The following is a 12,289-nucleotide window of genomic DNA, read 5'->3' as shown; positions in this document are numbered from 1 at the left end:
GGATTTTCAACATATGGCAGCGGGAAACTGCGATATTCAGCCTGGTGATATTATTCTCAACTTTAGTCTCAAGTCCAGGACTTGTCCCCGCGTCCCCGCATTTGCGCTCATAGTAGCGATAATTGCTCATTAGGCGGTTTAAATCCCATATGCTTATATGCTGCTGTCGTGGCGACTCGACCGCGAGGAGTGCGGCTTAAATAGCCAATTTGCATTAAATACGGTTCATAAACTTCTTCAATGGTTTGGGTGTCTTCTCCAGTTGCAGCAGCAATGGTTTCTAATCCTACTGGACCACCATTAAAGTTTTCAATGATTACAGTTAACATTTTTCTATCGGTCCAATCTAACCCACAAGGGTCTACTTGAAATAGTTGCAATGCTTCAGCCGCAACGGTTTCTGTAATTTCTCCTGATAATTTAACTTCAGCATAATCACGTACCCGTTTCAGTAATCTATTCGCAATTCTGGGAGTTCCCCGTGAACGTTTGGCAATTTCGTTAGCACCATCTAAATTGACCGGAGTTTGTAATAACTCAGCAGTGCGGAGGACAATTTGACTGAGTTCGTCAACTTCATAAAATCGCAGTTTTTGAATTAAGCCAAAGCGATCGCGCAAAGGTGATGTTAGCGCACCGACACGGGTTGTTGCTCCCACCAAGGTAAACTTAACCAGGGGTATACTTCTAATCCTAGCGCCAGAACCCTTACCGACAGTAATATCTAAGCGATAATCTTCCATCGCTGGATAGAGAATTTCTTCTGTCATCCGCGAAAGCCGATGAATTTCATCAATAAACAGCACATCTCCGGCTTTGAGGTTTACCAGTAACCCGACTATATCCCGTGGACGTTCTAAAGCAGGAGCGCTGGTAATTTTGCAATTTACTCCCATTTCTGATGCTAAAATCATCGCCATTGTGGTTTTACCCAATCCTGGCGGACCATATAGCAATAGGTGATCCAGTACTTCAGCCCTAGACTTAGCAGCTTTAATGGCAATTTCTAAAACATCCTTTAAGTCTTTTTGGCCAATGTAATCAGCAAATCGCTGGGGTCGAATACTCTCTTCTTGCTTCCCTTCTTCATCAATAGCTGCTTCTGAGAGCAAAAGATTCTCTTCTGAAGGGGCCTTATTTTGCCCAGAACGTGCTTTTGGTGACTCCCGCTGCTGCTTTGGTTGTCCGTTGGGTTCTTGTCCGCTTTTTTTCGAGGAGATTATCGCCATAATTCAGCTATTGGGGATTTTAGATTTTAGACTTCGGATTGGAGATGGGAACCATTACTTCCTCATATCGTATCGGCTCAAAAATTTTCGGTTAGAAATACGCAAGGCAATTTAGAATTTAAATTCCGGCAATTACCTGGAGAATGAAAGTCATTATGTTATCTAAAAGAATTTTACCTTGCTTGGATGTCAAGGCGGGACGGGTTGTTAAAGGAGTTAACTTTATTGATCTTAAGGATGCCGGTGATCCCGTAGAACTAGCCAAGGTTTATAACGAAGCTGGTGCTGATGAGTTAGTGTTTCTGGATATTACGGCGACTCATGAAGACCGGGATACGATTATTGATGTGGTTTACCGAACTGCTGAACAGGTCTTTATTCCCTTAACTGTGGGTGGTGGTATCCAAACCTTAGAAAATGTTAAAGGTTTGTTACGAGCAGGGGCTGACAAAGTTAGTATTAATTCTGCGGCAGTCCGCGACCCAAACTTGATCAATCGGGCAAGCGATCGCTTTGGTAATCAATGCATAGTTGTTGCTATTGATGCTAGGCGCAGAGTTGACCCCACTAATCCTGGGTGGGATGTGTACGTTCGTGGTGGCAGAGAAAATACTGGCATTGATGCCTTACTGTGGGCGCAAGAAGTTGTAAAACGGGGGGCAGGTGAATTGTTAGTAACGAGTATGGATGCCGATGGTACTCAAGCCGGTTATGACCTAGAGTTAACGCGAGCGATCGCTCAAGCTGTAGAAGTTCCCGTTATTGCTTCTGGTGGTGCTGGCAATTGTGAACACATCCATGAGGCTTTGACAGTCGGTAAAGCCGAAGCGGCATTATTAGCATCTCTGTTACATTTTGGCCAATTAAGCGTCGCCCAAATCAAAAATTATTTACGCGATCGCTCTGTTTCCGTACGATTACCTTGATGAGGAAAGGGATAGGAATCAACCACATCTACCCAAGGTTAGACACAGTTTGCCAAAAGAGTGTTAATATAAATTTACAAGTATGAAGTAATATTAAGAAATATGTTGATTCCTATTTTAATTTTTGATGTAGCGCTGGTAGCCTGGTCGCTACACCTCATGGAGAAGGCTGTTGAACACAAAGAATTTTCTTTGATGTTGGCTGGTACATTAGTTGCCGTAGCTGCTGCGGCTATGTTAGTAGTGTATTTTCTCATGGGGCATTGTATGAGCTATTTGCTGCAAGTTTCTTAACAACTGCTGAGGATGATAAATAAAATTTCACATTTAATCAATAAAGGCTTGACAAAATACTAATCATTAAGGCATTATAAAAAATGCAATTATCGGGGTTATAGCTCAGTTGGTAGAGCGCTTGAATGGCATTCAAGAGGTCAGGAGTTCGATTCTCCTTAGCTCCATTTAGAAACTTTTAAATAAAAAAATATGCGATCGCTTTTAGGGCAGAGGCGCAGGGAGCAGGGAGCGGGGGGAGAAAAAGTCGTTTTGATGTGGTGAAATTGGATAATTTATTTTTAGGAGAACAATTAAAGTAATCTAAGTTCCCCCGCTGTTTTGTGGGGGGGAAACTTAAAAGCAGGGAATTCTACTTACATCCTAAAGACTCACGAGTGTCTACACCAGTTTTAGAGTTGATACCACTAGCTGTTGTACAGAGTTTTTTCACCTGTGTCATGTCTAAAATGGCATTGCTGAAATCAGCCCCAGTGATATCAATATCATCAAAAGTTGAACGTAGCATCATGGCATCTGTAAATACCGCATCACTAAAATCAGAGTTTTTAAACCTTGATAGATAAGCAATCCCTTGACTAAAATCGACTCCATGCAGATTTACACCCTCTAACAAAGCACCGTTAAACACGGCACCGCGTAAATCAGCATTGCTAAAGTTAGTCTTCTCTAACTTCACGCTAGTAAACTCAGTCCCGACTAAACTTTGACCAGAATAGTCCTTTCCAACGTCTCCCTTATTAATCAGAGAACTAGTCACACTAGAAGAACTTGCGGCTTGTGCTGATAGAGGAAACACAAACAGCACCACAGCTAAAACAAAACTAGCCAATATTTGCCAATAAGTAGTCATCTTTGCTTAATAAATCTCAACAATTCCACTATTCATTATTAAACCGCACTAAGGAAGGAGTGGAGAAAGTCTGCTAAATTAGAAACCATCTCGTAGGATAGATAGATGTTGAGGTGCAATCGCACGCAGAACTAACTACCTGTGACTAATCAAGAAAGTATCACCTCGTCGGCAGTCGCTCATGGGGGAAACCACGCCAGTTCCTTCAACGGGGGAAACCCCCGCAACGGACTGGCTCCCCAAGACCGCGCTGCCTCCCCTCTAGCGCGAACCCCTTTATATTCAACGGGTATAGAACTCAAAGCCCGCTTTACTAGCTTTGGTGGCTGGGAAATGCCCGTACAATATAGCGGTATCACCCAAGAACACCAAGCTGTCAGAAACACCGCTGGAATGTTCGATATTTCCCACATGGGCAAATTTACCCTCCAAGGGAAAAACCTGATCTCTCAGCTGCAAAATTTAGTTCCCTCAGATTTGAGTCGTCTGCAACCAGGTCAAGCACAATACACAGTATTGTTAAATCCCCAAGGCGGAATTATTGACGATATCATTATTTACTACCAAGGTACAGATAACGCTGGTATTGAAAAGTTAGTAATTATCGTCAATGCCTCAACTACTGATAAAGACAAAAGCTGGATCTTGACACATCTGGATACTGATACAATTGAATTTCAAGATCTCTCACGGGATAAAGTCTTAATTGCAGTTCAGGGGCCAACAGCTACGAAGCAACTTCAATCTTTAGTGACAGCGGACTTATCCCCAATCAAAGCCTTTGGGCATTTAGAAACAACCATCTTTGGAGAACCCGCATTCTTAGCCCGCACAGGCTACACAGGTGAAGATGGCTTTGAAGTCATGGTAGATCCCGAAGTAGGGATAAAATTATGGCAAAGTCTATATAATATTGGTATCGTACCCTGTGGGCTTGGTTGTCGAGATACTCTCCGTCTCGAAGCAGCAATGGCGCTTTATGGGCAAGATATCGACGATACCACCACACCCTTAGAGGCTGGTTTGGGATGGTTAGTCCATTTAGATACCAAAGGCAATTTTATTGGGCGTACTGTTTTAGAACAGCAAAAAACTGAGGGAGTGCAGCGTCAGCTTGTAGGTTTACAAACCCAAGCCCGCAACATCGCCCGTCACGGCTACCCAGTATTATCATCAGGGCAAGTAGTAGGAGAAATATCTAGTGGTACTTTCTCACCCACACTAGGCTATCCAATCGCCTTAGCTTACGTTCCCACCCAGTTAGCAACTGTCAAACAGCAACTAGAAGTGGAAATTCGCGGCAAAGCTTATCCTACGGTAGTTGTGAAGCGTCCATTTTATCGCTCAAAAAATCGTGTCACTAAATGATAACCTTTGCTGTTTTTGAGGAATAATGTATTTTAGGTTACTGTGGTAACGCTAATTTTTTAATGTGGAAGAGGAAGTAGTATGTCTTTGGAATATCCGGATGATTTGCGATATCTAGATTCTCATGAATATGCACGGTTAGATGGCGATATCGCCACCATTGGTATTACTCAGTATGCCCTAAACCAATTGGGTGATATTGTATTTTTAGATCTACTAGAGATTGGTGATGCTGTGTCTAAGGGAGATAGCATTGGTACTATTGAGTCCGTAAAAGCGGTTGAAACACTGAATTCACCCGTTTCTGGTACAGTAGTAGAACGCAATGAGGAATTGATTGACTCTCCTGAAGATATAGGAGATGACCCCTATGGTCAAGGCTGGTTCCTGAAACTGCGTGTCAATGACCCAGGAGAAGTTTTTGAGGATTCCTTGACGGCAGATGAGTATAGTGCTTTGGTAGAAGGCGTGTAAATAATTCAAAATTCACCAAATCTAAAATGTAGAGATGTTTTAGGAAATGTCTTTACATTTTAGAAGTTTAATTTCATCTTCTTCCAGATTACTTTGGTTTTCACTCGTGAACTTTACAGATTATTTTTGCTGTAGATACCCCAATTTTTAGATATTTAGGGCTTGCTTAATAAACCTAAAACCTAGATATATCAAGAGTTTAAAGGTTAAAAAAGGTGAATCAGGTGCAAGAAATAAGTGTTGAAACTATCAAAAACCTATCACTTTTTCAGGTTCAAGATTATTCTTATCTTCTTCTAATTCTTCCTCCTGACTCCTGATTCCTGAATTCTTACGTGTTTTCAACAATTAGTTCTCACAGAACCTACACCTTCTTAGAGAACTTGGGTATTTTGTTATTCACTAATAATTGAAGATTGCTTTATCATTAATTCTGTTGCATATCGCAGAGAGTTAGATGATTAAATTAATTAGTATTTTCCTGAGTCTGTTACTGGTGTTTGGCTGGAGTACACCAGTATTTGCAGAATCACAACCTATTACCCAAGAACAGTTACAAGCAGGAGATGAATTAGCAACTAAGGCATTTGCAGCTACTGAGAAAGGTGATTTTGTCACTGCGGAAGCTTATTGGACAGAAATTATTGAAAAATTTCCCACTAATGCCGGAGCATGGAGTAATCGTGGTAATTCTCGTGTCAGTCAAAATAAGTTAGAAACAGCATTGACAGATTATAACAAAGCTGTAGAACTAGCGCCCAATGTAACAGACCCTTATTTAAATCGGGGGACAGCCTTGGAAGGTTTGGGAAGATGGGAAGATGCGATCGCAGATTATAATCATGTTTTAGAACTAGATCCTAACGATGCCATGGCTTACAACAATCGGGGTAACGCCAAAACAGGTTTGGGAAAATGGCAAGATGCGATCGCAGATTATCAAAAAGCCTCAGCAATCTCCCCCAATTTTGCCTTTGCTAGAGCTAATTATGCCTTGGCTTTATATGAAACCAATCAAACAGACAAAGCCATCCGAGAAATGCGAAATATAGTCCGTAAATATCCCCAATTTGCTGATATGCGTGCAGCTTTAACAGCCGCTTATTGGGTAAGTGGACAAAAAGGGGAAGCAGAAAGCAACTGGGTAGCAGCGTATGGACTCGATACCCGCTACAAAGATATGAACTGGGTGACAAATATCCGCCGTTGGCCTCCCAGTATGGTAGCAGCGTTGGATAAGTTCTTGAAATTGCAGTAAGGGAATTTCCAAAAAATAAATTATCCCATGATCGTGGGTTGCGTTACCTCATTAACGCACCTTTCAATCTCCACAAACTTAAACTGAAAGCCATTTTCCTGCGAATGCTGTTCTTTGGTTACTTTGCCAAAATTTGCAAACTCAGGAAAGTAAATATCGCCAACAAAATTACCTTCCACAATAGTTAAATAAAGCTTATCAGCAAATTTGATTGCCTCAGCATAAATTTGTCCACCACCAGCAATAAATATTTCTTCTGTTTCGCTCATTTTCGCCCATTCAATCGCCTCTTGCAGTGAATTAAAAACAACACAGCCAGGAGCTTTAAAATTAGCATCTCTGGTAACGATTATATTTGTGCGATTTGGCAGCGGTGTATAGAAAGCAGTATAAGTTTTGCGTCCCATAATCACAGGATGCCGCCAGGTAATTTTCTGAAAATAATGGACATCACTGGGAATATTCCAAGGAATACCCACATTAATATGTTCTTTTGTTGAGTCTGCTAAAATCCGATTTTCGGAAATGGCTGCAATCAGGCTAATAAGAGGCATAATTGACAATATCCTTATTCTTGAAGTAAAGGTAATTCTCTTTACTATTTTGAGGTTTTTGAGAATTAAACATAAGTTTTTGAAATTAACCTAAGCACTTATAAACGGAAATACCTATGTTTTAACTTTATGGGGCGGTTTTCTGGTATACATCGTAAATTAACCAGAAAATACGATTATGACTCATTATGGCTTAATGTGTCCAGCATCAACCTATTAGGAAAATCTACTATGAAACTAATCAAAATACTTTCTGTACTAATCATTGAAACTATCAAATTTTTGTATCCCTTGTTTTTGGTTGTTATAGCTGCGCTGCTTGATGCTTGGATTATTTCTAGTATTTTTCCAGAACCAAATACTCTGGTGATAGTGGCAATATTTCCAATCCTTTATTTTTTCTGGTTGTTGACCTTTATTTCACTGAGTGCATTGCTGACAAAGCTTCTATTTTTATCTGTTAATAAGCCAAGATTTAGCGAAATTAATGTCCTTAAGGATTTGCTATTACTAATTAAATTATCACCTGTATCTATCTCATATAAATTAATGTTAGTGCTTGATACTTTGCCATTGGTGAATTATTTCAAATTGAACCCAACTGGATGGAAATGGCTGAGGAATCTGGTAATGCAAGCTTATTCTCCAAAGGTGCATATTGGTAAAAATTCTGTGGTAGTTACTTGGCCGCAAGATCCAGATTTGACATACATTGGCAACAATGTTGTTATTGGTAGCGAATGCCATTTGGTTGCTCATGCTCTCAATACATCTGATGGAAAAGTGAAATATATTTCCGAACCAATTACGATTGGAGACCGCACTACTATTGGCGGTAATAGCCGAATCGGAATGGGCGTAAAAATTGAAGAGGATGCCATAGTAGAAGTAGGTAGTAATGTAATTCCTTTCACTCGTATCGGTCGGGGTGAAGTCTGGGGCGGTAATCCTGCTGTTCTGCTTCGCAAACGAAATGAGTTGGGGGATGAGTCTAAGGCAAAGTCTTCACTTCAGCCAATAGCTCTATCAGAATTGAATGAAATAATTTCTAATGCTATTCGTTTGTTACCAGAAGAGATATCAGATGATCTAAATAGTGAAAATTGTATGGCATGGGATTCCCTAGCTAAAATGTCAATTGCTGCTTCATTATATGACCGGTTTTCCGTTCGTATTCCTGCACAAGACATCTTTAATCTAAATTCCCGTCAGTCAATTAAGCAATTGATTAATCTTCATACAGATAATAAATTACCAAATAGTTTGGCAACTGCTACTGCTCTTAGTAAAGATCCTGAAATTCCCATTAATCCAGAACTTTTCCCTCTTTACGATCCAGATCAGGTAACTCAAGTACTTGCCCGTCGTTTTCGGGAATCAATAGCAGAAAGTGATAAAAAGATTATCATAGCTGCTAGTTTTACAGCACAACCACTAGGTTCTACCTTAGATCTCTGGTGTCGAGCCTTCGGCATTCCCTTTTCTGTTGAGTTTGGTGAATTTAATCAATTAGAAACAACTCTTCTGTCTCCTGATAGCCTGTTTGTTAATAACATCAATGGTTTAAATGTCGTGCTGACTCGCCCGGAAGATTTAATATCTGATGGAGATCAGGACGGATTGATTCGCAGTAGTCAACTGTTAGATGCGATCAGGAGTTATGTTGCTAAGAAAAAGGGTCTGATTGTCTCAAACTTGCCCCCAGCAGTTTCACCATTTTTTTATGGGAAATATCAACAGGTAGATAAACTGCGCTTTTGGTGGCAGGAGAAATTAGAAAAAATAGAAGGAATTCATATTTTAGATTTTGCTCAAGTTGTTGAAGAAATTGGACGGCAGAATTCACAAGATGCTTCATTGGAAGCTATCGCTCGCGCTCCGTATTCACAGGCTGTCTATCAACAACTGGGGATTACACTTACCCGCTTGACACATAGAATACTTCTACCAGCTAAAAAAGTGATAGCTCTGGATTGTGATGGTATTCTTTGGGGCGGCATAGTGGGAGAGGATGGCATTGATGGCATAATTCTGAGTGATGATTATCCCGGACGGAGTTTTCGTCTCTTTCAGGAAATGATCCTCGATATAAAAAAGCGCGGTATTCTCCTTGTACTCGTTAGCAAAAATGAGGAAGCAGATGTCTGGAATGTATTTGATAATCATCCAGAAATGCTTCTGCGACGTTCCGATATCGCTGCTTATCGAATTAACTGGAACGCAAAATCTGTCAATGTGCGCGAACTGAGCAAAGAATTAAACGTGGGTTTAGATTCTTTCGTCTTCGTCGATGATTCTCCTATTGAATGCCTGGAAGTGGAGGTTAATGTTCCAGAGGTAACAGTTGTGAGAATGCCAAAGCAGCTAGAAAATTATGTTAAACATTTTTCCCAGCTATGGTGTTTTGATTCTTGCAATATTACAATTGAAGATACAATACGAACAGAATTAATCACTCAAGAGCAAGAACGCCGGGAATTGCAGAAGAGCATATCTAATCTTGAGAGTTATTTAGAATCTTTACAACTAGTTGTAGAAATACGGACTGCTCAAGAAAGAGATTTACCACGCGTAGCGCAATTGACTCAGAAAACGAATCAGTTTAATCTTTCACTAATTCGCCGATCTTTACCTGAAATTCAAGACATTTATACATCTTGCTCTATTATTGTGCTAAATCTTAAAGACCGATTTGGTGATTATGGTCTAGTTGGTGCAGCAATTGTCAAGAAAAACGACGAAGGTTTATTTATAGATACATTTCTGATTAGCTGTCGTGCTTTGGGACGTGGAGTAGAGCAATCCTTTTTAGTTAGCATTTTTGATTTGGCTGAACAGCAAGGGTTAAAAACAATTATTGCGCCTTACTGTTCAGGACAAAGAAATGAGCAGGTCAAAACATTTCTTTTAAAAATGGGTTTTTCACAAAATCAATCATCTGTTCTTAAAGCTCAAGTAGCGAACGCTCCTGAAAAGCTTGGGTACATAAAAATGCAGTTACGTTTGCCAGAGTTTGTGTAGTTATAACGATATTTGGACGTAATACCAATTCTGTATGAAGATGCGCCGAATTATATAATTAACCTCAAAGGACGTAAATTACACAAAGAAAGAGCTAAAGAAATTTAGCGCAGCCTCATAAAGAAACGGTATAACTATAATTCTCAAGCCTACAGAGATGCGATCGCTCTCACACTTCCAGACTCCAAGCGATACCTACGGTAAGCTACGCTAACGCACCTCAAAAACCTCAACTAACGGCTAGTTTGCAGAACTGGCTGATTTTGCAAACGTTTCCCCCTCAAAACCATATTGACACCACCACCGGGACCTAATAAAGCGCCCTTCCTTGCTGGTTGTATAGGTTCAGTATCAACCATTTCCATCTCCCATTGAGACAAGACAGTTGCTAAAACTAACTTCATCTCAAACAAAGCAAAAGCCATCCCATTTGGGCGGGTTTCCCGACTTGTAGCAAGTGGCGTGGATTTAGAGGGATCTGAAACGTTTTGCTACCAAGGAGAGGACTTTTAAAACATCCTCTAATCAATTTTGAAGCCATCGCTTGATTCATCTTAAAACATTTATTCTGTTTGCATTTCCTTAATTTGCTTGAAAGTCAATTCCTGCACATTACTCAATACTATATTTGCCCCGGCTTGAATTAACGTTTCAGTATATGCATCACGTCGCGTTGCTGTTTCTTGTACATGGGGTGGTAAAACTCCCACAGCAATCCAAGTGTGAGAATTATCTAAAACCCTGGCTTTTTCGACGGTGTACATATCCGCTACCGTATCACCCACATAAATAACTGTTTGTTTTTTATCCTGTCCATTTGCTAATAGACGAATGGTTGCAAAAAGTCCTGTAGGATCAGGTTTACCAGGTGCGTCTTCCATTGCTATCAAGACGGGAGAATGTAAACCCAAGCGTTTTTCTAAGACATAGGTAGCCGAACCGCGAGTAGCACCACTGAAAAATCCCCAACAAATACCAGATTGGGTTAGTTCTTGAAAATAACCAGGCTGTGCTAATAAAGGTTCGTTACAAATATATCCATTCCAATTTTCTGAATCTGTACCCCGGTAACGAGTTTGAAAATAGGTAACTATACTTTCATAATCTAATTGCAGTTGTGCGCGGGTTGTTCCTTGACTGACAAAATAGCGGTAAATGAATTCTTGGGAAGCTTCCCAATCGTTATTCCAAATCCCTTCTGATTTCAGGTTGTCGATATCTACAGGTGTGGGACGATAAGCCTGGTGGGTAAAATGCTCTACAGTATCTGCTAAAGCGCGGCGATATGAGCCTCCGACATCACGGATTACTCCATCTATATCAAAAATGACTATTGTATTTGTTTGTTTGGTCATGGAAGCAAATAATAACTGTAATCCTCATCATATTCCAGAATTTGGACTGTGTTTTAATCCCTAATGTAGAAATCCTGAATTTGTCATTTTGCTATAGCTTCAATCCCTAATAGGGAGTATGTGAAATTGCAATCATGGTCATTAAAATAGTTTGGATTGTGATGAGTGAGTTTCAATCCCTAATAGGGAGTATGTGAAATTGCAATGACAGAAATCGCAAGCCGACTGATTGACGCGATTGGTTTCAATCCCTAATAGGGAGTATGTGAAATTGCAATATCCATTGAGAAATTCATATTGTTTTTGAATCTGAGTTTCAATCCCTAATAGGGAGTATGTGAAATTGCAATGGATGTATGATGCTGTTTACGTATCATCTTCTCCGTTTCAATCCCTAATAGGGAGTATGTGAAATTGCAATTTGCCGTCTTTCGTGAAGATAGCAAAGTAATAATCTGGGTTTCAATCCCTAATAGGGAGTATGTGAAATTGCAATTCGGCACATTCTTCGCATATCATGCTCTCCTCACCAACGTTTCAATCCCTAATAGGGAGTATGTGAAATTGCAATAATCTAGAGTTTCTAGTTTTTCCCAAGAAAGAATTAATGTTTCAATCCCTAATAGGGAGTATGTGAAATTGCAATTTGGGAACGCATCGCCCGGAAACTAGGGATGGACGATGTTTCAATCCCTAATAGGGAGTATGTGAAATTGCAATCTGATTGATTTGCAATAATTTGTTGTCCTGTACGGCGAACGTTTCAATCCCTAATAGGGAGTATGTGAAATTGCAATAGATGAAGTTATTTTTGGGACAGGATACGGATTGTTTGGTTTCAATCCCTAATAGACATCTCCGGAAATAGCTAAAGTGTTACTGCCACTGCTTTTAAAAGTGAGATGCCCCAATGCAAAGGTAGCTGGCTGGTACGCTAAAATAAGCGTTAGAGATGCC

Annotated in this window: 11 protein-coding genes, 1 tRNA gene and 1 CRISPR repeat array; of the genes, 7 read left to right on the top strand and 5 right to left on the bottom strand. The window is 40.2% G+C overall.

The genetic code is table 11. The annotated features are described in order from the left end of the window. Nucleotides 1-107 precede the first annotated feature (107 nt). Entirely contained in the window at nt 108-1,229 is a 1,122-nt protein-coding gene (gene ruvB / locus H6G68_RS24195) for a Holliday junction branch migration DNA helicase RuvB (protein ID WP_190908923.1), read from the bottom strand. 155 nt (nt 1,230-1,384) lie between these two features. Between ruvB and hisF the strand changes: the two genes are divergently transcribed. The 3 genes from hisF (at nt 1,385) to H6G68_RS24180 (ending at nt 2,616) form a co-directional block, all read left to right on the top strand. Further along, entirely contained in the window at nt 1,385-2,155 is a 771-nt protein-coding gene (gene hisF, locus H6G68_RS24190; protein ID WP_190908922.1) for an imidazole glycerol phosphate synthase subunit HisF, read from the top strand. Nucleotides 2,156-2,257: 102 nt separating this feature from the next. Beyond that, a complete protein-coding gene (locus H6G68_RS24185; protein ID WP_071190342.1) occupies nt 2,258-2,449 on the top strand; it encodes a hypothetical protein in 192 nt (63 codons plus the stop codon). Nucleotides 2,450-2,543: 94 nt separating this feature from the next. Next, nucleotides 2,544-2,616 (top strand) — tRNA-Ala (locus tag H6G68_RS24180). A gap of 185 nt (nt 2,617-2,801) precedes the next feature. On the opposite strand, the gene H6G68_RS24175 is transcribed toward H6G68_RS24180, so the two are convergent. Further along, nucleotides 2,802-3,302, bottom strand: coding sequence for a pentapeptide repeat-containing protein (locus tag H6G68_RS24175; RefSeq protein ID WP_190908921.1), 501 nt, complete (start codon nt 3,300-3,302; stop codon nt 2,802-2,804). A gap of 231 nt (nt 3,303-3,533) precedes the next feature. On the opposite strand from H6G68_RS24175, the gene gcvT reads away from it, so the two are divergent. The 3 genes from gcvT (at nt 3,534) to H6G68_RS24160 (ending at nt 6,402) form a co-directional block, all read left to right on the top strand. Continuing rightward, nucleotides 3,534-4,670, top strand: coding sequence for a glycine cleavage system aminomethyltransferase GcvT (gcvT, locus tag H6G68_RS24170; protein WP_190908939.1), 1,137 nt, complete (start codon nt 3,534-3,536; stop codon nt 4,668-4,670). An 81-nt stretch (nt 4,671-4,751) separates the two neighbouring features. Then, nucleotides 4,752-5,144: a glycine cleavage system protein GcvH gene (gene gcvH / locus H6G68_RS24165; protein ID WP_190908920.1), complete on the top strand. Its 393-nt coding sequence runs from the start codon at nt 4,752-4,754 to the stop codon at nt 5,142-5,144. Nucleotides 5,145-5,601: 457 nt separating this feature from the next. Beyond that, nucleotides 5,602-6,402: a tetratricopeptide repeat protein gene (locus H6G68_RS24160; RefSeq protein WP_190908919.1), complete on the top strand. Its 801-nt coding sequence runs from the start codon at nt 5,602-5,604 to the stop codon at nt 6,400-6,402. Between the two features lie 20 nt (nt 6,403-6,422). Here H6G68_RS24160 and H6G68_RS24155 read toward each other — a convergent pair whose 3' ends face one another. Then, nucleotides 6,423-6,956 carry a dihydrofolate reductase gene (locus H6G68_RS24155; RefSeq protein WP_190908918.1) on the bottom strand — a complete coding sequence of 178 codons (534 nt, stop codon included), beginning with the start codon at nt 6,954-6,956 and terminating at the stop codon, nt 6,423-6,425. Between the two features lie 231 nt (nt 6,957-7,187). Here H6G68_RS24155 and H6G68_RS24150 point away from each other — a divergent pair, with 231 nt between their 5' ends. Beyond that, nucleotides 7,188-9,977, top strand: a complete 2,790-nt coding sequence (locus H6G68_RS24150; protein ID WP_190908917.1) for an HAD-IIIC family phosphatase — start codon at nt 7,188-7,190, stop codon at nt 9,975-9,977. 233 nt (nt 9,978-10,210) lie between these two features. On the opposite strand, the gene H6G68_RS24145 is transcribed toward H6G68_RS24150, so the two are convergent. Further along, nucleotides 10,211-10,402, bottom strand: a complete 192-nt coding sequence (locus H6G68_RS24145; RefSeq protein WP_339327889.1) for a hypothetical protein — start codon at nt 10,400-10,402, stop codon at nt 10,211-10,213. Nucleotides 10,403-10,540: 138 nt separating this feature from the next. Further along, nucleotides 10,541-11,332, bottom strand: coding sequence for a TIGR01548 family HAD-type hydrolase (locus H6G68_RS24140; protein WP_190908916.1), 792 nt, complete (start codon nt 11,330-11,332; stop codon nt 10,541-10,543). Between the two features lie 96 nt (nt 11,333-11,428). Further along, nucleotides 11,429-12,129: direct repeats of the CRISPR family, unit length 37 nt; unit sequence GTTTCAATCCCTAATAGGGAGTATGTGAAATTGCAAT. Nucleotides 12,130-12,289 lie beyond the last annotated feature (160 nt).

The sequence above is a fragment of the Anabaena catenula FACHB-362 genome (genome assembly GCF_014698735.1).
GTDB lineage: Bacteria > Cyanobacteriota > Cyanobacteriia > Cyanobacteriales > Nostocaceae > Anabaena > Anabaena variabilis_A.
This window is presented reverse-complemented; position numbering and strand designations above follow the sequence as displayed.

Coding starts and splice junctions, on each gene's coding strand:
- ruvB (WP_190908923.1), bottom strand. CDS start 1,229: ATGGCGATAATCTCCTCGAAAAAAAGCGGACAAGAACCCAACGGACAA.
- hisF (WP_190908922.1), top strand. CDS start 1,385: ATGTTATCTAAAAGAATTTTACCTTGCTTGGATGTCAAGGCGGGACGG.
- H6G68_RS24185 (WP_071190342.1), top strand. CDS start 2,258: ATGTTGATTCCTATTTTAATTTTTGATGTAGCGCTGGTAGCCTGGTCG.
- H6G68_RS24175 (WP_190908921.1), bottom strand. CDS start 3,302: ATGACTACTTATTGGCAAATATTGGCTAGTTTTGTTTTAGCTGTGGTG.
- gcvH (WP_190908920.1), top strand. CDS start 4,752: ATGTCTTTGGAATATCCGGATGATTTGCGATATCTAGATTCTCATGAA.
- H6G68_RS24160 (WP_190908919.1), top strand. CDS start 5,602: ATGATTAAATTAATTAGTATTTTCCTGAGTCTGTTACTGGTGTTTGGC.
- H6G68_RS24155 (WP_190908918.1), bottom strand. CDS start 6,956: ATGCCTCTTATTAGCCTGATTGCAGCCATTTCCGAAAATCGGATTTTA.
- H6G68_RS24150 (WP_190908917.1), top strand. CDS start 7,188: ATGAAACTAATCAAAATACTTTCTGTACTAATCATTGAAACTATCAAA.
- H6G68_RS24145 (WP_339327889.1), bottom strand. CDS start 10,402: ATGGCTTTTGCTTTGTTTGAGATGAAGTTAGTTTTAGCAACTGTCTTG.
- H6G68_RS24140 (WP_190908916.1), bottom strand. CDS start 11,332: ATGACCAAACAAACAAATACAATAGTCATTTTTGATATAGATGGAGTA.